Below are 21,304 nucleotides of genomic sequence, written 5' to 3'. Positions count from 1 at the left end.
GAGTTTTGTACTTAGAGAGTTAATTAAAGGTCTTCTATAAGTATTTTTTTAGTACGATCTTTAGTTCTTTTACTGATTCATTGTCAGTTTCTTTGAGAATTTGCTTTAAAGTTTTTTCTTCATACTGCCCATCTTTATTCTTTATCTTAGTGGATGGACTTAACGCAAGATTAACATCTGCCTTTTTGTCAATAAGATGCTTTACTATATCTATATCACCGGTTGACATTGCAAAAGTTAGTGCAGTGGCTCCATCCTCGTCTTGAGCATCAATATTTGCTCCCTTAGATAAAAGCTTATCTATAACACTGATTGATGGAGTTTCAGGTTGAGAAATTGCGTAAATCAGTGCAGTACGCTTTTTATCAGAAACGGCATTTACATCAGCGCCCCCATTCAACAGCTCATCAACAATTTTTTCATTTTTTTCACTGTAATCTGAAACTGCTTTCATTAGAGGAGTAATGCCGCGTTTATCGGCAACATTTACATCACAGCCTAAATCTAAAAGCCCCTGGATATACTCGAGAGAAACAGAATTATCGCTTATGGCAGATAGGAGCATAGACTCCTGACGATGATTAAAAGCATTAACATCGGCTTTGTATTCTTTTAATAATTTCAGAAGATTAAGGTCTTTATTTTCATTAGCATAGAAAATTAAAGGATCTTTATAGTAGTCAACTATATTTGCATCTGCACCTGAATCAAGAAGTAATTTCGCGTAATCAACTCCTCCTGTTTCGTATGCTTCCTTAAGAATAGGATAGCGACCACGAACCAGACCATTAGGATCACATCCGATTTGAAGTAATTTTTTAAAGAGCTCCTTATTTCTCTGATCCTCAACATTTTTAAAGGACAATAGCCTATCTAATAAACTGACTTTCAGACTTTCATAAGATTTTAGTTTTTTTAAATCAGGATTCAGGCTAAGCCAGTATTCAACAATGTCATAGTCTTTGGTTGATACAACAGATTCAGCAATGGAGCTTGAGCCGTCATCACTCTCCCAATTGTAGTCAGCTCCAGCTTCAACAAGTTTCTTTACAATTTGAGCGGTTGGTTTGTTGTCACGCCATCTGTAAAACATGTGGAGATAATTATTTAAGAGACCTTTACCATCTGTTGGAGTTTCTTTTACATTTAACCCATGTGCAATCATTGAATCCAGCAAAACTTCATCATTATCTTTTAGGACCTGACGAGGAAACGAACCATTCGTTCCAATATATGCATTTGGATCAGCGCCTTTTTCCAGCATAGCTTTCGCATATTCAGAGCCTGTTTTTTCATATACTGTCCAAATCAATGGCTCTAGATTCAAGCTGACATTAGGATCTGCCCCCAGCTCAAGCAGTTTTTTAAAGATTCCCAAATGGTCTTTTATATCTTTTGAATCTCTTCTATCCAGCCAATTTCTTAAAAGGTTCTCTTGATTTCCGTTATAGAAATTAATCATTTTGAGTCGCTTTAAATCAGGCTTGAGACTCAACCAGTAATTAATAATTTCCTCTTTAGAATTAAGTATCTCTGATGCAATACAAAGAGTGCCTTCCTCATTCTGCCAGTTATACCAGGCTCCGGATTCACAAAGAAGTTTTACTACTTCAACTTGAGCCTGTTTCCAGGCAACATAACTGAACAATAAAGGAACCTTAGCAGATTTCTTTGAACCAAAATCTCTTGTTCCCAAAACATTAGGGTCACATCCTGATTTTATGAAACTCTCTATTTCTTCAATCTTTGTAAATCCTGTTAAAGTTTTCTGTCTGAACTTTTGGTTTTCCTCTTCTGAAGCTGAAACATGAGCAACCTTTAGCACCTCAAACCCAGCTGCAGATTCCGGAGAGACAGAATTAGAATCAGAGCCCCTCTGTGAAATTTCTTCAGATACGTTAGTTTGTCTGGTCTGAACAGTTGAATCTGGTATATTTTCAGCAGCAAAATCCCCCTTACTACCAGAAGAATCTGTCTTTTCAGAATTAGAGATCGATAAAGCATCTTCTGTCTGAGAAGAAACCGGATTAAGGGCTGTATTTTGAGCAATCTGAACCTCTGATTTGGTATCTGAGGTATCTGCTTTGACAGCACCTTCTTTTACCAATGGAGCCTTACCCAAAACCGACAAAAGCTTATCTGAGTCAACCTCAATTGAACCTTTTACCTTTACCTTGTTATTCTCAGTGCTATAAGCTGGGGTACCTGATTCATGTGTAAAATCATTTACCTTTAAAAAGACCTCATTTCGCAGGAGTTTTGCATTCTGCTTCATCTCGTCTTTTGATAAGGTCTTCTGAACCTCAGCTCGCAATGCTGCCATTTTCAGATTGCCTAAAGCAGCTGCTTCATCCTTTCCAGTTGCCTCAAGCTCATAGGATGAGGCAATAACACTTTCTGAAAATATGGCAATACAGCCTACTACGGCAAGATTTATCAAGCTTCTGTTAAGGTTCTTCATAACTTATCCTTATGTCATTCTCTATAAAAAATGCTACTGATGCTCTTTAAGATATTTTAAGATTTCATTAAAATTGGCTTCGTCATCGTCCTTAAGATGTTGTTCAACAGTCTTATCTTCCACAACCAAAGCTAATGCCTTTTTTAAATCAACACCTTTATCAATCAGGAGTTTCACTGTCTCAGGGGACTTTGCTTCAAATGCATGAGCAATCACTGGATATCCATAATCATCCACAACATTTGGATCTGCCCCTGCTTCAAGAAGTTTTTTTATTACATCTATATATGGTGACTTGCCAGATTCAATTGCATAAAGCAAAGGTGTAAAGCCTTCATCTGTATCTTTTGCATTGACATCAGCCCCATGAGATATAAGAGCATCAATAAGCTCCATTGAGACTGTCTTCTGTTCTATAGCGTACATAAGTGGAGATTTATTATCATCATCCTTCTTTGCGAGGTTTGGATCTGCTTTTAAATCAAGTAAGACTTTAATTAAATCAATTCCCAATGAATCTTCAATTGCGCTGAGAAGAGGAGTCTCTCCATTCTTAGTTACGGCGTTAATATCAGCACCAGATGAAACTAGTAACTTAATAAATTCCAGATCTTTTTTATTCACAGCCTCAAATATAATTGGCTTGTCTGAATATTCGATATTTGGATTGGCTTTGTTCTCCAAAAGAGCTTTCGCATACTCGATTCCTTTATCCTCGTAAGCCTTTAACAGTAACGGAGTCTTACCTACCATATAATTAGGATCTAAGCCTAAAGATAACAGTTTTGAGAAAACTTCAAGATGATGAGGATTTTCAGAATCTGACTTCAGATATTTAGAAGCAACATCCTTATAATCCGAAAGATCTGGACTTAGTGACAGATAATAAGACTGAATCTCATAAGGACTTGAAAGCATAAGTTCATTTACAGAATGCTTTCCTCTCTTGTAGCCAATATCAGCACCGCCTTCAACAAGGATCTTTACAATTTCAAGATTAAAAAGATCTCTTGACTTGCCCATCTGGTGTTTATCGAGATAATAATAAAGAGGAGAAGCAGGAGGATCATCAAATTCCTTAAACTCTTTGTTAACATCAGCCCCTTTACTTACAAGTAGTTTTACAAGATCAGGATCGTTCTCCTTTAAAGAGAAGATCAAAAGAGGCATTACAAATCCACCTGCATAAATGTCTCCATTTGGATTATGACCATTTTGAAGATCTTTCTTTAACTCAGCAATTTTTTCCTCACGAGTACCCTTTTGCTTAAAATACTCGGCAGGACTTTTTGGGATAAGATTAGAAGAGTTATTCTCTGAAACTGATTTATCTATATTGTCCTGACCATTATTAGCAACTTCTGCAGTCTGAGATTGAACCTGAGAATTGTCTGCAGTCTGAGAAACTGGCTCGTTAGTAGAGGTATTTTTATCTAAATTGTCCTTTAACAGATCATTTTGGGCATTTGTTGCGATTTCAGCGCTATTATCTGAATTCTTATCATTTAAAGATGCAGTCACAGCAGTATCATCAGACTTTGGAATACTACTTTCTAAAGAAGCAGAGCTTTGTGAAGAAGGACTTTGAACAGGTGATTCATCCCCTGAGTTAACCGTTTTTGCAGATGATAAACTGTTTTCTGTATTTTTCGTTACTATTGAGGTTAATATCGAATTATTGGATAAAATCTGCTGAATCGAAGAATCATCAACAATAACAGTTCCCTTTGCAAAAGTTTTTTTATTCTCTTTTCTGTACTCAATAGAATCATCTGTTTTGGTCAGATTGTTTACTTTTAGAAAAATCTCATTACGAAAAACCTTTGAGTTCTTCTTTAAATCATCCTTGGTGACAACTGTAGACACATATTCTCTTAAGGCAGCCATTCTGAGATTACCCAAAGCAGAAGCTTCATCCTTACCTGAAGATTCAAGAGAATAAGAAACATCAGCAAATACACTTTGGCTACTGCCTAATGTAATAAGAGCTAAAGGTAAAATCACCTGAAGAACACTTACTCTCATGGGATAATCCTCACTTTTACTTAATTCATTGTTGTTCTACATCTGGCTTTAATCCAACATCCTGCCAGCCATAATCCTGATCCTTAAAAAGCAACTCACCAACGCTAAACTTTAATACAGATCCATCTTTTAAATTGAAAACGTCCTGAATTAAAGATTTACCTGCTGAGACCTTACCGTATGTTGAAACCTTAGGATTATTGCTCTTTAAAGCACTTATCATCAGTTCAGCAGAACTTGCTGTAAGTGAATCCATGATAATGATGACTTTTCTATCTTTCGCTATTCCATCCGTTAAAGACTTGTGTTCCTCTGTACCGGATTTACTTTTATATGTATAAATTGTCTTTCCTTTTTCAAGGAACAAGGCTGCACATTCAGCCCCTTCTTCTAAGAAGCCTCCAGTGTTACCTCTAAGATCAATAAAGATTCTTTTTTCATCAGGAGTTGAAAGCTTTAAAAGCTCTTTTTTCAGTGATAAAGCAACTCCTTTTGAAAATCTGTTAATTTTTATAGTCTCAGGACCGTCACTTGTTTTTTCAACATCCTTATAAACTTTATTTAATCTTTCAATCTCATAGCTCTCCATATGACCATCAGATTTTTCTATAGTCAGCTCTACGGTTGTATTTACCTCACCTCGTATAAGTTCGGCTATCTCTTCAAGGCTATCACCTCTGACATCTATACGATCAACTGCAACCAGAATATCCTGATATTCAATTCCACAATTATCGGCAGGAGAATCAGTAAAAGGAATACAACGGATATTGTTCTGTCTGTCATAAACAAGATCCATTCCTACTCCTCCAATCTTACTGGTATTTATCTTCTTGATTTTTGTGAAATTCTCCTTGTCCATGTATGAGGCATATTTATCGTATTTTTTTAGACTGCTGTTAAAAGCATCTGAACTAAAATTCCTTATCGAATCAACATTGAATTCAAGAGAAGAGGAATCAATTAAGTACGCAGATTTTTCAAGATAACTTCTGACAGCTAATGATTCATCTACAGCATATACACAGGAAGGAGTAATAACGCTAATAAATGTGGTTACATATAAAATCTTTAAATTTACTATCATTACTACTCCTCCTGAATTCCTTAGGACTAAAGTCTGCTTAGAGCATCAGCTTCTAATTCCAGATTCTTAAGTTCCTTTTGCAGTCTTATAATTTCGGCCTTCTTTTTCTCAATATCATCAATCTCATTTACCTGAGCTGACTGTTTTTTAATTTGAGCACTTTTCTTCTGTAAGGCCGCAACTTCAGCACTGTTAGAGCTGTTTTTCATGCTGGCAAGATTATTATCAAGCTTGGTTTGTGAAGAATTGAGCTTTTTCTTCAGAGAATTAACTTCCTTTTGCAGGGAGCTCTTCTGTTTCTTTAAACTAGCCTGCTCTGCCTGTTCTTTCTGCTGCTCAGCTTCAATACTCTTAAGTCTTTCTTCTCTATCCTTAATCCTCTTTTCGTATTTGGTCGGACTATAACTGAACAAACCTCCGCTTCTTGGATCATCTGTTGTAGCACAACCACAGATGAAAGCTCCCAGACCTAAAACAGCAATAAAATGAGAAATCCTCATACAAACTCCTTAAACAGCAACACGAGCAGAAATACTTGCAAGCTTATTGTTGTATTCCTTCATCTCTTTAATTTGAGCATTCAGCTTCTTGATCTCGGCATCCAAAATTTTAGCTTCCTGTGTATTACCATTTTGCTTAGCATCAGCTAAAACAGTTTTCTGCTTTTCAACCTCACTCTCGAGATTACTAATATTCTTTTTTGTATCAGACTGCAGGGAAGCAATCTTTTTGCTCTCTTCTTTTAAGGTTTTCTTATCTGTTTTTGCATTCTTTGCAGTAAGCGTCTTTGTCTCTTTATCTAAAGCAGCAATGTCCTTTTTCAATTGCTCATTGTATTTCTTTGTATCAGCTGTTACCTGACGAGAACGATCAATACAGGCATCTAGCCATTCTTCTCGAGAAGCATACTCAGCCTTTTTATCCGCAACGTGCTTACCGTAGAAATATCCAGATAAAGAACCTACGCCTGCACCAATAGCAGCACCTGCCAATGCACCTTTACTACCACCAAATAAGGCCCCCAGACCTGCACCAAGTGCGGCACCAATTCCAGCACCGGCTAAGGTACCTTCGGTTTTAGTACGGGTTGAATCATCTTTAATGTTAGTGCAGCCACAGCTTCCCAAAGCTAAGGTTATAGCAACGGCAAATGCAGTAATTTTTGAAGAAATTCCAAAAGTTGTAGATGACATATTTATTGCTCCCTGTTATTTGAGATAATCCTTAGACCAGTTTTGAGGATCAAAACGCTTTTCCTTCTCGTAATAGAGATAATGTGCTTTTGTAATCTCTATTTTTGCGATTTGAGCGCTTAGATCTTTAATACGATTCTCACTACCTTCGTTCTTCTCTCCTTGCTTTTCTTTATCAAGCTTCTTTGTCATAGTTTTAGCGTATTCAGTAAAACCATTTACAACTGCTTCTTTTGGCAATTTTGCAAGTTCCACCATTATTTCGCTGTAGTTCTCAAGTCCAGATTTAACGTTATATTCAAACTGTTCGGCTCTTTGTTTCAGTTTTTCTGTAGGTGCATTCCTCGTCACTTCAAAGCCATGAAGATTTACGGATAAGTACATACCGCGCTCACAGGCAATTTTTACCCAGACTCTTGCGGAATCTTCATCTGCCTTACGTCTTACATTAACCATATCCAGTAAGGATGAACGAGTACCTTCAAGTTCATTTTTCAAAGAATCACTCAGGCCAGCCTTGGTTAAAGCTTCACCAATTCTGTCAAGGCGCTTTAATGCCTCATTTGCAGGTATTGCTTCTTTAGTTGACGTATCAGAAACAGAGACTGCAGCAGGCATTTTGGCACCATCCCCCTTACGATGGCTCTCCCAGTCCTTCTGCAGCTGAGCAATTGCTTTATTGTCGGTCATGATAGGAATTCCAATAGACAACCTAAACCCCATAGTTGGCTTGGCATTAGGTTTCATTCCTTTATCAACAGAGCCAATATAAAAAGGTTCCTCTGAGCGCTTTGAGGATGTCATATCAGTATCTTCCGTTAGATAATGCCCACCTCTTGCAGCAAATCCGCCGGAACGTCCCTGATAGTATTCAACACGATATAAACTGTCAGTCATCTCCTGAACATTACCAAGCATGTCATGAATACCTAAGGGATTAGGCTGAAGTTTGCCGATTTTCTGAACTTTATTGTGAGACGACTCTGGACCTGCATACCATTCAAAAGCAGACAGTTCATCATCAGATTCATCATATGGAGTATCTGCATCAAACAGAGTTGCGGACACACTAGTTCCGCCTCTCGCAGCAAATTCCCATTCTTCTTCTGTTGGTAATCTTATATAGCCAGGATAAGAGCCAGATTTAGGCATGTTCTTAATTTCATGTTCATATAAATATTTATTTAAAGAATCCATAAAATTCTGAACATCAAACCAGGTAACCTGAGTTATAGGATAATCATCCTGCCCTTCCTTAAATTCTTTACCTGTTACAGCCTTATACTGAGCGTTACTTACTTCATATTTTCCAATATAGTAATAACGACTATCTGAGTCAGCAAAAGCACCGCCAACAACAACCGCAGTTGGAGGAGTTCTAAAGTCTCCAACAGAAGAGCCCATAATAAAAGACTGACCAGCAAGTGACGAAACTCCGCCTTTAACTTTTACCTTGCAAAACTCAAAGACACTGTTGTTTGGGCCTTTAATCTTTAGTGAATCACATTCATTTTTGTTCTCATCAGCAAAGGCAGATGCGCAGATTGTTACTAAAAATAAAGGTAATAGAGAAAAGTTTTTTATTTTCATTTTTTCTCCTATTCATCACGTAACGACTCAGAAGGCTCAATCTTCATGATTCGTCTTGAAGCCATGAGACCAGAAATACTTGCAATTACACAGGCAATTACTACGGCGCCTAACGACTGAAGCACATTCAAATCACAGAATTTCTCATCACCGTTTAACTGGTATGAGAACATCGAATTGATTACATTCATAAAGATATAGAAAATAATCAGAGAAAGGACTATTCCTCCTAAGGTCAGGGTTATGGAGCCTACGAGAGGAAATACACCAAGTTCAAAACTGTTAACGCCCAATAATCTTAGGATTGCCAGCTCCTTTCTTTTACGTTCAACATTTGCATAAACATTGGCAATAAGGCAGCAGGTAGCACCAAAAATTGAGGCTCCAGCAATCAGAACAAAAAGCAGAGATAAGTATTTGTCCAAAGACAGGACTTCACTGATACGATCAGCTCTGCTGCTTGTTTTTATTCCACTCTTTGTAAGCTTTTCCTGAAGTAAAACCACATCCATCAAAGAAGAGGCGTACATTCTAAAGCCAGTATAGCCTCGACGTTTTAAAGTAAAAGCCTTTACCCCTGAATTATTGACTCCATCTGATAATTCTCGGACTTGAAGAAGACTTAATTGAGAAAGCAGACCAATAGGTAACATAACAGTTTCATCATCAAGACTATCAATAAAACCAACACTTACATCAAAGGATATTTTTCTTTCTATAGTCTCCCCACTATCAGTTTTCTGACTGTAAATAGCTTCACAGACCAGTGGTGAGTCTTTAAATGTGTTTTCAAGATTTCTTGATAAATAAACCTTTCGAATCGCCGGAGTTTCAGAAAATTCCGTAGGATCAAGAGACAAAAGCTCTTCGTTTAACATTCCTTTGAATGCCTTAAGAGAACGAGTTTTAAAAGACTGTCCTTTAATAGAAACAAATAGGTCATTAGTAAAAGGAATAACGCTAACATCTGACCTTCCGCGGAATCTGTCGCATAAAGTCATAAGATCATGCTTTGAGGCAGGATTGCCAACAGTGCCTAAAAGATACCCTTTTTTATTCTCAGAGATGAACGGCTGTAGAGCTTCTAACTCCTGACTATCTAGTCTTTTTATTCTTGAAAATCCTGTATTCTGAATCAGCATTGCCTCACGAACAGCATCAAGATATTCAGGAAGAATAATCAAAACTTCTGGAATTACAGGATAAGCAACACTTTCCGCTCCCTGCCACTGTCTCTTAGGAACAGCAATTCCATCCTTAAAGGCTTCAATCTCTTCAAGTTCTTCAAGAGTAATATAAGCACATGCAACCGAACCTGCTGCATCCGGGAGAACACCAACAACTAAAAATTCGCGCTCTACCTTGCTTGTACCCCTATCTCTTGAAACAACAGCCTTAACAGTGTCTCCAATGTTGGCACCGATTCTGCGAAAAGCCTCCTGTGAAAGCACACATTCATTTTCAGATGGAGCTTTTTGTCTGTAGTGTTCTAACAATGGGTCGCCAAGTGCGGAGGGATATAAATCCAGTGTTTTTTTGGGATTTTTACTGTCGCCTGTCTTTGTAAATTCAGCACTGGCTGCAAGACGTCTTGTTCTTGGAATAACAAATGAAACCTTAGGATCTTCTCTTTGTTCTTTGAACCAGTTGTCATCAAGTTTGCGATCACTCATGGAAATGATTTCTACCGTTGATGGATTGCTCAACAATCTATTTTCAAGAGTCTTCATGACACCAGACTTCAATCCGAAAAAAAGCAGTAAAGGAGTTGCAATTGCAGCTACAGCAAACATCACACAAAAGCTCATTCTCCACTCGTGGAAAACGTCTTTTACAGATAGAATTGCAATCTCACAGGCTTTCATGTTCTTATCCTATCCATTAAGTAAAACTGGCTCACAAAGCTGAGATTTGAGCTTATTTTCCTTGGTGAGACGGAAAGTAACTTCATAGTCAGCATGTTTACGCATCAGCGATCTGTCATGACTGACAATCAGAAGTGAAGAATTACTCATGGATACAGCTTTTTTGAATACTTCGCAGATGTCATTGGCGGTATACTCGTCAACCGCTGCAGTAGGCTCATCAGCAATTACCAAACGAGGATTATGGATTAGAGCTCTGGCTATCGCGACTCTTTGTCTTTGTCCACCAGATAAATGCTGAGGTTTTTTGTATAACTGCTCAGATATTCCTATTTTTGAGGCCAAATCTTCTGCCTTTTGTCTTAAAGAAGCACTAGAAAGCCCAATCAGTTTTCCTGGTAACATGATGTTTTCAAGAACATTCAGGAACGGAAACAAGCCACCTGACTGCAGGACGTAACCAATATCATGGCCACGAATAGATGCGAGTTTTCCGGTTGACGCACTCATCAGGTCAACCGATTCATCCTCCTTGTAAAAACAAAACTGATCACAACTATTTGGTCTTAGAATAAGAGCTATCAGATCGCTTAAAGTGGATTTACCACATCCACTTTCGCCAACAACTGCAAGGATTTTTCCCTGAAAAAGGTCGAGTGCAGGCACATGAAGTGAGAAGAACACTCCATTCTTCTCACGTTCAAAATTAAGATTTCTTATCCTAAGACAGCACTGAGGGATCATGGTAATAGTTCCAATGAAACAGCTGCTACATAATCACTAGCATCATCACCTTCATTAAGAGGGATCCACAGTGAAGAATCATCATGAATAGCCTTATAGGCATTTATCTTACTTTCAATGCTAGTTAAGAATGCATTCTGTTCATCTGGACCAAAGCTTTCCCATAATTCGTTATTCATTTCCATCAAACGAGACTTATAAGGAAGATTATTCAGAAAATCAGGAACCAAGCCAGAGGAACCGATTGACTGTGCATTGGCTAATTTATCAGGGTCACGAGCAGCAACAGCTGATGCAGCCTGCAGGGAGGTGAAAAAGTCCTCTCCGCTAACCTGATTGGTTTCACCGGCTTCTAATACACTCTGCAAAAGAGTAGTAATTGAATCTAACTGAGTTTTTGTCATCAGAAGATTTACATCTAATGACTGTCTTGTACTTTCTTTAAGATCCTTATCTACTACCCATGCCTCAATATCACGAGGAGGTTCAACATTTGCATTAGCACCTAACCAGGTTACCAAAGCAGCGTGAACACTCTGTTTTATCGCCTCATCTGTTGGAGCATCAGGCTTTTTAGCAGGTGCGGCACTTGCACTCTGAGTTGAATCTTCATCTCCCTCCTCCAAAGCGGCCATTTCTCCACCGCCTGATGAAGAAGTAGAAGGTTCTGCAGCTCCACCGATCTGAGAGGTGCTGTTATCACTTATAGCTTTAAACTCGCTTACAGCATTTTTAGCAAAGCTTAAGATACTCTCTGTTAATCTCGCTGACTGAGTTTCAAAATTCTTGAGATCAGTTGCATTGATATTCCAGTACATCTCACTGATATTTCCTGGATTTAATGACAATGGTCTAAACTGTCCCTGCGCAATCTTGTTATATTTTTTTGCCTTTGGAGGAGCAATATGCAGGGTATAGATGTTTACCTTCTTCTGGTCAGCAACCTGTCTGAAGGTAGCAGCATCAAACTTGGATACATTCCACTTGTGTCCTGCCTGATGGCCTGGAGCATCACCGACCAGGATTACAATTCTTATAGAATTGTCTCTCCACTTTGTTTTCTCAACTGCGTCATTAAGACCAGAGAATACGTCCTCGTCGTAAGTAACAGAATCGACAGTTGTTTCCTTAACTTCTTCAAGAGCCTTTGAGAAATCATCTATCTTCATAAGCTCAGGAGTAAAGTTTTTGGTGACATATTCAAGTCCCTGGATCTCCGCAGAATCTCTATAAGCCCAGGCGCCAAACATTACTCTTGAAGTTAATTCATTATCAGAACTGATATTTTTCGAAATATCTGAGGTTAACTGCTTAACTCGCTGAATGTATGGTCCCATACTACGAGTTGTATCAATACACCAGACAACATCAATCTTTAAATCCTCAAGATTCTTAGCGTGATTTGCGGATGTATCTGTAGCAGCATTTAAGTAATCCGTATTGGTACGTAAATCAGATGACTTTCTGTCTGATTCAGTACTGCTTACAGCAACAATATCAAGTAATCTAGCTTCTCTTCCTTCAAATTCAATTACCTTATGATCCAAGATTGGCATCAGAGTAAAATTGGCCTTGTTATCAACAGCCATTTTAGGTTCCATTGAAATAACAGGGAAATCCTGAGCCAGAGCTTCTTTAGAAGCAGAGGCTTTCTCAATTGATGCATAAAGATTATCAACAGAAGGTGTTCTGGTATCCTTATTCATCTCTACTAATGTCTTTAGGTACTCGTCATCTTCAAACATTAAAACAGGACTACGCCCATCTGGGTGGGTATAGGTAAGGCACATTGTCTGTTTCCACTCAAACAAATCGTCGCCCTTGATCCAGCCCTGAACGGTACCTTTATCGTCTGAACCTACCTCATACCATCCACTTCCAGAACCAAGCTGTTCTCCAGTTGGCCTTGTATATACAAAATATGAAGAGAAAGTTGGTAAATTACTTTTCTTAACCGATGAACCTGTGTTATCAGAATACAGATTTGCGCCTGGTCTTGTAAGAATCCTTAATGGAACTTTTGAGTTCTCATCAACATTCACAGGAGCCTTTGCATCTGCATATGCAGAAGAAGATAAAACCGTAGCCAAAATAATTGCTATAAATGGATTTAATGAGAAACATTTCGCATTCATGAAACAAACACCCTAGCGCAGAAAAAAGAAATAGATCCTTATCACGATAATATTCAGATCGCGTATACTTCAAGAATAAGATAAATAAAAGACAGGAATGAGACTGTTATCTAAAATCAAAGAATTAAAAGTTTTTAATGAGCATTTTTATGCTTTAACTCAAAATTTGAAGAGTTATAAAAATGTGATAAAAGTCTCACTAATAAGGTAAAAAAATAAAAATAGAATGGATCTGCAGAAGAAAAATAAAATTCAGCTCTTCCCCAAAAAACAGTTAGAGAGATGTCGGATTATGTATTACAAAAAAGTGAAACTTTTCGGTTTGAATGTTATTGATTTTCACTTTCAAGAAATTCCTGAATGGTCTTTATTACCTTGTTATGCATCTGCAGTTCTTCGAGTTCATACTCCATAGGGACCTCTGAAGTATAGCCATAGATCGCAATATACCTTTTTAGAAAGGAAACAGTTTTTTCTCTTTTGTCTATCCAGCTTTTCTGAAGAGCGAGAAGTTCTGAAGTGCATTCAGGAGTTCTACAAGCTTTTTTTGCCTTTATAAAGTTCTCTTTAAGCTTACTTAACTGAAACTTTAATGCATCATCATAACAAGCAACAGAATCATATCTTACAGTAACTTTCTGCATGCATTTATCAAATCCCGGAGCATATTCACTGTGCTTTACCAGGTCAAAGCCTTTAGGAATCTTGCTCTTATAGACCTTACCATTGAAATTAACGGAAACATCGACAAGATCTGGATTCGCTTTTGATGCGTCAGCACAGCAAACTCTACTTATGGATATGAGTGTCAAAAACAGTATGACTGAGACATAATTCTTCATAGTCTAAATATAAATAAAAAAATGCTTTATAAATATTTCTTGATAAAATCGTAGAAAGCCTTACTTTCCTCAGATATTTTTCCCTTTGCTTCTGCCTGTTTATAAGTTTCTTTGAGAATATCCTTCAAAGACATTTCCACTGCAGAAGTCTCATTCTTTCCAGAACTTTCAACCTCATATACTGGATTTGCAATTGAGACACTATTCCCCAAAAAAGCATAAGAAAGCATGACAGCGCAGAATACTATTTTATTTAGTTTTAGTTTATTCATACGATATGCACCTAAATGTCCAATTGCATATACATAGTTATGACATCTAACAAAAAGTTTTTTTCGATTCATCCCAAATTAAGGAGATGGATATTTCTTTTTTGCTGCATCTTCAATGTATTTAAGAAAATTCTCGTATCCAGCGGGAGTTGTTTTAACCTTGTCAATATATTTGGAATACTCATCAAAATCCTTATCTAAAGGATCTCCCGTCTCAATAAGATTGAATATCTTGTCGTAAAGAGGATACTTTTCCTGTTCCGTTAGACTTGCAAAATTTTCAGGACTCATTGTCATAAGTTGTGAAACAGTATAGTCCTTAGCAAATGAAGAAAAGGATACAACTATAAACACACATAGAAGCAAAAATCTTTTAATCATATAAACTCCTTTTATTAGTCTCACGCTTATAACCATTCTGTCTTTCATCCGCAATAACCTCCTGCTGTTTTACAAGCTCAGTTTCAAATGATTATAAAGAAGTTAAACGTATTATCTCTTAATCTTACATTGATCTTTTTTTCTAAGCTGAATAAAAGGATCTTCAGTTAGGATTTTCTCTTGAATATCCTTCTCGCTTGTGAGCATTGGATTTAGCGCTTCTTCTGAAGCTTTCTTATCTAGATAATTATCAAGTGCACTGTAATAACCACAAGCTCTTTTATCCGATTCCTTCGTTGAAATTGCAGATTTCCAGGATCCCCATCCAGACACACCAACAGAATTACATTTACCACCTCCGGCATATGAAGAGCCTCCGCCAAAGGCAGGTGCACCAGGACCTCGCATACAAAGACAATTTAGCACTTCCCTTCTTCCGATGTGAGACATAACATGGCCAATATTGTAGTCATTTGTATAATTCTTAATTTTCTCAATTTGCGCCTTTTTCATTTCAGGCAAGTTTTTCTGATATTCCATTTCCTTTTTGACTTTATCTGATATTGCTTTCATTCTATCTGCAGGTTCCATTCCGGATGGATACAACTTACCATCGACAACACTCAAAGGAACACCACACTCACAGCCTCTATCTGCTATTGTTTCCATTGCTTTCTGCATACTGTTTTTATCAAGTTCTGCAACAAGATTACGGTGATCTTCCTTTTTTCTTTCATAGTGGTAGTTATAATTCCATTCACGTAAGGAATTACATAATGTTTCCACAACTTCATTGTTGAGATCTTTTTTATTACGCCACCAACAGTTTTGCCCAACAGGAGGGAGAATATTTTTGTATTCATTCTCAATATTAGATTTCAAATTAAAATATGCCTCAAAGAGAGCCCCCTCATCTTCACATGGTTCTGATGTAAACCAAGAAGTGACAGTTTCTATAATTCTGTCCTTTGTTCCTTTTTTTTCCTGACGATTCTTTACATAAAACTCAAGATCAGCTCGACATCTCTTATCCATATTCTGAAATTCAGATTTCTGCTTTCTTGCATATTCAGCCATTTTCCCTTTACCATTTTCGGCTTCATCCCATTTTTCAAACTGTTTATACAAGTAAGTCCAGGCCTCATCATCGCTGATATCACTCTCTTTTAGTGAATTTTGTTCACATTTTTTATAGTTTGCTAATTCTAAGCATTTCTTATATGCGCCAAGTAGATGTTTATTGTCCTCAGATAATAAGCTCGCCGTCATTTTGTTTGTTCTTGCAGTCTTAACCATTATATTTTTTGCCTGAGCCAATAATGAAGACTGTCCAACTTTACCCAAGCCTCTCACTCCTCCTGCTTTAACAAGCCATTCCTCACTTGTACCTTCAAATTTCTGCCAATTTGAATACGCACTTAATACAGAACTATCTCGACAGAAATCACGCGTTGCAAGCGCTGACTGATAAGCAAGTTTGCCACTTGAAACTAACATCGCGCACTTAGCGGATGCTCTACATATTGCTTCTGCAACACCAAGTGCTATAGAACCAACTTTATCTGTCTTCACAACACCGTTATCCACGGTTATAAATCCTTTAGCACCATCATCTGCTTCAGCACCAGTAGCCGCTTCATAAACTGCTAACCCATTATCTGCCAAATCATGCAAATTACTTAACAACTCTCCTGCTTGTTGATGTGATTCCCTAAGCTTCTGCAAACGACCTCTTGCCTGAGCCCATAAAACATAGTATTTTTCCTTATTAGGATGAGTATTGGCGGCCTTGGTAATTCTGTTTACAGACTTTAAGAAATCCTCATCAGATAATGACCCGAAATATGCTTTAGCCGAGTCTTCAGTTTTTCCAACAATCGAAAAGTAGCAATCATCATCTCCACATGAATTAAGTAAAGTCTTGACCATATACAAACCGGCTTGCTTTGCTGCTTCAGTGTATTCTCCTTCTGATATAGCATCTAAACCAGCAGTACCATGTTCAAAAGTATCATTGGCAATTTTTGCTGCAGTCTGAAGCTTATCAAAACCGTGAGGCCACTCCAGGACCATAGATTTTCCAAATTCAACTAATTCTTTTTCAAGAGTACTGTCTCGACCTAGAGTAATATCCATTCTTGTAATTTCATTGAGTTTTTTATCAATACTTATGTCACAGGCATCCTTGAAATTAGCCACTTTTATAAATTTAGGAGTTCCAAAGAAAGCCTCTCTCTCTTCTCTGGAGTATTCAGAAATAAGTTTATAGGAAGGGCGTTCCTCATCTGCATACCACCAGAGTCTGTCATAAGTTGGATATGAGCTTGAAGCAAGCTCGCTCTGCTGTAAAATTGAAGGATCAGTATTTAAGACAAATGAACAACGTGAGTTATAAAGAGTTTTTTGTCCTAGAGATAAATCAAGGATATCATCTATTTCCTTTTTACGTTTTTCTTCATCCTTATCAGATAAGATAGTTACAGATTTCTTGGCTTTGAGAGTGCCATGTTCATCTTCTCTATCGTACATTCTCAGCTCATAAGCTCCCTCTGGAAGCTCAAGACTCATTATGCGATCGTTTTCTGAAAAACGGTGATTCAGATAAAAACGATGTTCTGATTTAGCAGATTCATATGTCTTTTTTGCATCATTAACCGTATCTTTAGGAACCAAAGCTATAAAGGCATGTTCATTCCAATCAGAGGCTGCAGTATAAGAGATTCTACAGTTTTCAGATGCGAAAAACTCATTGGAATTTGTCTCTAATGAAGGCTTTTTATTAAGAACATTTGGTAATACCCTAAACTCTTTGGATAATAAAAGACTATTTTTATCGCGCTCATAGAGATCGACTCTATAATCACCAGGTTCATATAAATCAAAGAAATCATGATAAACAACAGAAGCCTGTTTTCCTAAAGAATCTTCTCTTATTGGTTTGGCTTTGGGATCATTTATAGGATCATCTGCTCTATAAAGTCGAAGCACAGTCTTATATTCTGTATCTGATGGCCATGAAAAGAAAGTCTCTAATGTTGCACCAGAACGTATTTCGGCAGGTATTAAGAGCATTGCAGATTCTGCAATCTTAGGAGATTTAACCCTGATAGGAATATGACTTAATGCAAAGGATCTCCTATGGTTTTCAGTATTCTTGCAATAACCTTTACAACCATCTGAAATCATAATAATTTCATAATTGCCCTCTTCCTTCGGTGCTTTAAGATTTAAAGATGCTTTACTATTCTCGCCAAGCCTTGAGGTGTAGCTTAAAGAGCGTATATCTTCCGCCCTTAGCTTGTCATCTCCACTTTTTATAAGCCTTAACTGATAATTCTCAACTCCTGCAAAAGAATCAAAATGTACCCATATCTTTTCTTCTGGAGCAAAAACATCCCTATCAACCATAAAACTGTTGAGTTCAGTTTTCTTAACCTTAAAGCCCCAGCGAGCTTTACATTCAGAAGAAGTATCTTTTCCGTTATACATTCTCAGCTCATAGCTTCCTGGATTTAATGGAGCCTTTACCATGACAAGTCCATTTTTATCCGTAAGAGGGATGTAGCTTGAATTTGTCAGTCGTTCCTTGTTTCCTTCCTCATAAGAGCCAACAGGAAGATCCGCTCTAACCACCAAAAGCAGATAATCCTTATTCTGATGATCTTCATCTTTATAGTAACTGGCAACAAAATCTTCTTCAGGTAAAAATTCATTCTTTCCTGCTGGACCTGAGATGACATTATCATCAATCTCTTCACTCACTGGTTCAACAGTACTTAATTCAGCATAAGGTGTACTTTTAACTGAAAGTTTGCCCCCTTCTCCGAAAACAGCATTCAACACACTCTGAGCATACTCTGTTCTTTCAGCAAGAAGAGCTTTATAACTCTTAACAATTTTGGCACCTAATTCTTTCAATTTTGCCTCAAGTGCACCTCGATTTACTTCAACCTTAGCCTCTACATGAACATTCTTATTTTGATTTGTTTCGGACAGGATCTGAGCTTTATCAGAATACTTATCAACAGTTGCAATAATCTCTCTTAACTCTTTTACATGTGATTTCTGAAACTGCGGCTCAATCATTTCTAGCATCACAGATCTAACTGCATTTACCTGTGCATTAAGATATGCTGTATTAGAATCCTTTCCAATGGCTTTAACTGTAATCTGCTCAGCCTCAACATCCAAAACAGTAAAGAAAGACGTAAAAACAAGCATCAATTGCATAAAAAAACGAAGGAAGAAGCATGAAGAAGAATTCATATTATTTTGCCTCCTCTGATAAGAGTTTTCTAACTCGATTAAAGTGATCTTTATATTTTGGACTAGAGATGAATGGAGATTTTTCAAGATAATCTAGAGGCCCCTGACCTTTATTGTCCTTTTGATTTTTATCTGCGCCAGCTCTAATTAGAGTAGAAGCTACATCTGGATGAGGATCAAGATAGGCCATCGCCATTAACGCATTACGACCATCACTATCCGTAGCATTAACATCAGCCCCCATTTCTAAAAGAGTAGAGACTGTACCTTGAGTTGCAGAAGATAAAAGAGCTTGTATGAGTGGAGTTGTTCCGCTACCAGAATCTTTCTCATTAACATCCGCACCGTACTCTATAAGTTTTTTTAGAGCATTACGCTCTACTTCACCTTTTATGGCATAAAACAAAATTGGTATATTATTAGCCCCTTTTGGCTTCAGAGGCGCATTTGCTTCAATCAGATTTATAACACAGTTTGAGCAGCCATTATAAGCGGCAGCCATAAGAACACTGATTCCTTCATTATTAACGATATTCAGGTCTGAATTGCGCTCTAAAAGTAACTTACAATTATCTAAAAGAGATGAATTCTTATAATTTTTCTGATTTAAAAAAAGACTTAAGAGAAGGTTATTTCCTTCTTCATCAACTGTATCTTTTGCTTCAGGAGATGAAAGGAGAATCTTAAAAAGATTACCATTTTTCTGAATATTAAAATTCATTAGAAAATGAAGAGCATCTTCTCCCCTGTCATTTTTAGAAAGAACAGACGCACCATTTTTAATTAAAGAGTTAATAACATTCTCTGATATCCATATAAACTTTTTTCCATCAGAAAACGCATACTGCAATGGAGGAAGCCCCGATGAGGATTTTAGATTAAAATCAGCACCAAGCTCATGAAGCTTATCTAAAATTTCAAGATCAACAAAAGAGCGATTGGAAGTAACAATTCTATAAAGGATAGAATCACCATTCTTATCTTTTGTATCAAGACATTGTTTATTAGGTTTTGCCTCGAGTAATCTTTTGAAGACATCCTTATCATGGGAAAATGCATAAAATAAAACCGTTTGACCACTGTCAGATAATATATTCCAGTTAAGTTTTGGGGAGTTTAGGAATGGCTCTATAAATTCTTTTCGTTTAAGTCCAGCGGCAAGCATAAATGGAGTGTAACCATTAACACCTTTTATGTTTGGATCAGCACCTTTCTCTAACGCAAGCTTGATCAGTTCAACAGATTTTTCATCATTACCAGCAATTTTTACCATTGAAAAAAACAAAGTGTTATTTCCAACTTTCTGATTTAAATCAATTCCCTGCTCTATTCCTTTTTTTATGACATCTTTATTAAAGCTGTAAAGGGCTGCTGCTTTAAATTCATCAAGAGATAATGGTTTTTGATCATTATCTGTTGCAATGGCTGTTGAAGAAAAAACATATAACACAACAAAAATAGAACAGAGGAATCTTGTTAACAATTTGTTTACTCCCTAATTCAGAGAAATTATTAAATGTAATTACTCAACAATACTTGCGTTAGAACAATGGCTCTTTATAAATGACATAACAAATTCAAAATCATCTTCATTTTCAAAATACACATGATTTCGTGTCAAAAGATGATTTAACCTAATTACATGGAGTTTCTTATTGATAATTATTTTTCTGATTGAAGAAAATTTAGAGGTTAAACTCTGACTAGAAGAGACAATCTGTCCAAGACCAATCGTTGATAAGTTCTTTGTCATTATGCCAACTGAAGTTGCAATTGCCCCTAATACCTGAGCTTTTTTAAACTGATGAGGAGCCTGAATATGATTGATAAGCTCATCATTCATTTCAAAGATAACAACGTATTTAAATCCATGAAGCCAGGCAACTATAAAATAAGCAATCACCCCAATAAACATTAGGCCTACAAAGATAGCAGAATGAACCAGAACTAATGTAATGAAGTCATCGAAATCAAAACCATTATCAAACAGTTGAATCAGAAAAATCATTAAAAATACAATAAAGACAGTTAACAGGAATACCTTCGTCAAGGTAATCAGAATTGTAGGATTTTTAAGCATATTCAGCTCATAAATCCAGCGATAAAAACCATCCTTGCAGAGATAAATATTACTTGAGACCTGCTTGTATTTTTTATCATTAGAACCTTTCTCTGCCTTATGTGTCTCTATCTTAGAGCCACATTCAGGGCATAAATCTGAGTGATTTGGAATTTCTTTTCCACACTTACTACAAATCATGAGCCACCATTAAAAAACAACAGATACACTTTGAAGTATAGAAAAGAAAAAAATAATGAAAAAAATAGATTTCTAAAAGTTTATTCCTGTCAAAAAAATGAGTCAGTATAGAAAAGTATAGGGAGGTAATAAGATCTTGAAAGAAAAAGGGGCACCGTTATAAATTTTAGTGAACTGAACTAT

The 21,304-nt window shown here is 36.9% G+C and carries 15 protein-coding genes; all 15 read right to left on the bottom strand.

Features of this window, described 5'->3' with window-relative positions:
- Positions 1–34 precede the first annotated feature (34 nt).
- Positions 35–2,461 (bottom strand): ankyrin repeat domain-containing protein, encoded by a 2,427-nt coding sequence (locus BM308_RS01695; RefSeq protein WP_074942570.1) that lies wholly within the window; start codon positions 2,459–2,461, stop codon positions 35–37.
- 33 nt (positions 2,462–2,494) lie between these two features.
- Positions 2,495–4,486, bottom strand: coding sequence for an ankyrin repeat domain-containing protein (locus BM308_RS01690; protein ID WP_074942569.1), 1,992 nt, complete (start codon positions 4,484–4,486; stop codon positions 2,495–2,497).
- Between the two features lie 25 nt (positions 4,487–4,511).
- Positions 4,512–5,573, bottom strand: coding sequence for a S41 family peptidase (locus tag BM308_RS01685; protein WP_074942568.1), 1,062 nt, complete (start codon positions 5,571–5,573; stop codon positions 4,512–4,514).
- 26 nt (positions 5,574–5,599) lie between these two features.
- The gene (locus BM308_RS01680) at positions 5,600–6,073 is read right to left on the bottom strand and encodes a hypothetical protein (protein WP_074942567.1); all 474 of its coding nucleotides are present in this window, start codon (positions 6,071–6,073) and stop codon (positions 5,600–5,602) included.
- A 9-nt stretch (positions 6,074–6,082) separates the two neighbouring features.
- Entirely contained in the window at positions 6,083–6,766 is a 684-nt protein-coding gene (locus tag BM308_RS01675) for a YMGG-like glycine zipper-containing protein (protein WP_074942566.1), read from the bottom strand.
- 15 nt (positions 6,767–6,781) lie between these two features.
- Positions 6,782–8,356, bottom strand: coding sequence for a formylglycine-generating enzyme family protein (locus tag BM308_RS01670; RefSeq protein ID WP_074942565.1), 1,575 nt, complete (start codon positions 8,354–8,356; stop codon positions 6,782–6,784).
- 8 nt (positions 8,357–8,364) lie between these two features.
- Entirely contained in the window at positions 8,365–10,221 is a 1,857-nt protein-coding gene (locus tag BM308_RS01665) for an ABC transporter permease (protein ID WP_074942564.1), read from the bottom strand.
- A 9-nt stretch (positions 10,222–10,230) separates the two neighbouring features.
- Positions 10,231–10,965, bottom strand: a complete 735-nt coding sequence (locus BM308_RS01660; protein WP_083396938.1) for an ABC transporter ATP-binding protein — start codon at positions 10,963–10,965, stop codon at positions 10,231–10,233.
- Positions 10,962–13,100 carry a vWA domain-containing protein gene (locus BM308_RS01655; RefSeq protein WP_074942563.1) on the bottom strand — a complete coding sequence of 713 codons (2,139 nt, stop codon included), beginning with the start codon at positions 13,098–13,100 and terminating at the stop codon, positions 10,962–10,964. Before BM308_RS01655 ends, BM308_RS01660 begins: the two co-directional genes overlap by 4 nt.
- Positions 13,101–13,429: 329 nt before the next feature.
- Entirely contained in the window at positions 13,430–13,942 is a 513-nt protein-coding gene (locus tag BM308_RS01650) for a hypothetical protein (protein WP_143098545.1), read from the bottom strand.
- 26 nt (positions 13,943–13,968) lie between these two features.
- Complete coding sequence (locus BM308_RS01645) at positions 13,969–14,214, bottom strand: hypothetical protein (protein ID WP_074942561.1); 246 nt, start codon at positions 14,212–14,214, stop codon at positions 13,969–13,971.
- Between the two features lie 78 nt (positions 14,215–14,292).
- Positions 14,293–14,595, bottom strand: coding sequence for a hypothetical protein (locus tag BM308_RS01640; protein WP_074942560.1), 303 nt, complete (start codon positions 14,593–14,595; stop codon positions 14,293–14,295).
- A gap of 111 nt (positions 14,596–14,706) precedes the next feature.
- On the bottom strand, positions 14,707–18,861 hold the full coding sequence (locus BM308_RS01635) for a hypothetical protein (protein ID WP_074942559.1): 4,155 nt from the start codon (positions 18,859–18,861) through the stop codon (positions 14,707–14,709).
- Position 18,862: 1 nt separating this feature from the next.
- Positions 18,863–20,344: an ankyrin repeat domain-containing protein gene (locus tag BM308_RS01630; protein WP_074942558.1), complete on the bottom strand. Its 1,482-nt coding sequence runs from the start codon at positions 20,342–20,344 to the stop codon at positions 18,863–18,865.
- Positions 20,345–20,383: 39 nt separating this feature from the next.
- Positions 20,384–21,121: a zinc ribbon domain-containing protein gene (locus tag BM308_RS01625; RefSeq protein WP_074942557.1), complete on the bottom strand. Its 738-nt coding sequence runs from the start codon at positions 21,119–21,121 to the stop codon at positions 20,384–20,386.
- Positions 21,122–21,304 lie beyond the last annotated feature (183 nt).

This window comes from Succinivibrio dextrinosolvens (assembly GCF_900116345.1).
GTDB lineage: Bacteria > Pseudomonadota > Gammaproteobacteria > Enterobacterales > Succinivibrionaceae > Succinivibrio > Succinivibrio dextrinosolvens_B.
Note: the sequence above shows the minus strand (reverse complement) of the source record. Positions and strands in the feature narration are given on the sequence as shown.

Coding starts and splice junctions, on each gene's coding strand:
- BM308_RS01695 (WP_074942570.1), bottom strand. CDS start 2,461: ATGAAGAACCTTAACAGAAGCTTGATAAATCTTGCCGTAGTAGGCTGT.
- BM308_RS01690 (WP_074942569.1), bottom strand. CDS start 4,486: ATGAGAGTAAGTGTTCTTCAGGTGATTTTACCTTTAGCTCTTATTACA.
- BM308_RS01685 (WP_074942568.1), bottom strand. CDS start 5,573: ATGATAGTAAATTTAAAGATTTTATATGTAACCACATTTATTAGCGTT.
- BM308_RS01680 (WP_074942567.1), bottom strand. CDS start 6,073: ATGAGGATTTCTCATTTTATTGCTGTTTTAGGTCTGGGAGCTTTCATC.
- BM308_RS01675 (WP_074942566.1), bottom strand. CDS start 6,766: ATGTCATCTACAACTTTTGGAATTTCTTCAAAAATTACTGCATTTGCC.
- BM308_RS01670 (WP_074942565.1), bottom strand. CDS start 8,356: ATGAAAATAAAAAACTTTTCTCTATTACCTTTATTTTTAGTAACAATC.
- BM308_RS01665 (WP_074942564.1), bottom strand. CDS start 10,221: ATGAAAGCCTGTGAGATTGCAATTCTATCTGTAAAAGACGTTTTCCAC.
- BM308_RS01660 (WP_083396938.1), bottom strand. CDS start 10,965: ATGATCCCTCAGTGCTGTCTTAGGATAAGAAATCTTAATTTTGAACGT.
- BM308_RS01655 (WP_074942563.1), bottom strand. CDS start 13,100: ATGAATGCGAAATGTTTCTCATTAAATCCATTTATAGCAATTATTTTG.
- BM308_RS01650 (WP_143098545.1), bottom strand. CDS start 13,942: ATGAAGAATTATGTCTCAGTCATACTGTTTTTGACACTCATATCCATA.
- BM308_RS01645 (WP_074942561.1), bottom strand. CDS start 14,214: ATGAATAAACTAAAACTAAATAAAATAGTATTCTGCGCTGTCATGCTT.
- BM308_RS01640 (WP_074942560.1), bottom strand. CDS start 14,595: ATGATTAAAAGATTTTTGCTTCTATGTGTGTTTATAGTTGTATCCTTT.
- BM308_RS01635 (WP_074942559.1), bottom strand. CDS start 18,861: ATGAATTCTTCTTCATGCTTCTTCCTTCGTTTTTTTATGCAATTGATG.
- BM308_RS01625 (WP_074942557.1), bottom strand. CDS start 21,121: ATGATTTGTAGTAAGTGTGGAAAAGAAATTCCAAATCACTCAGATTTA.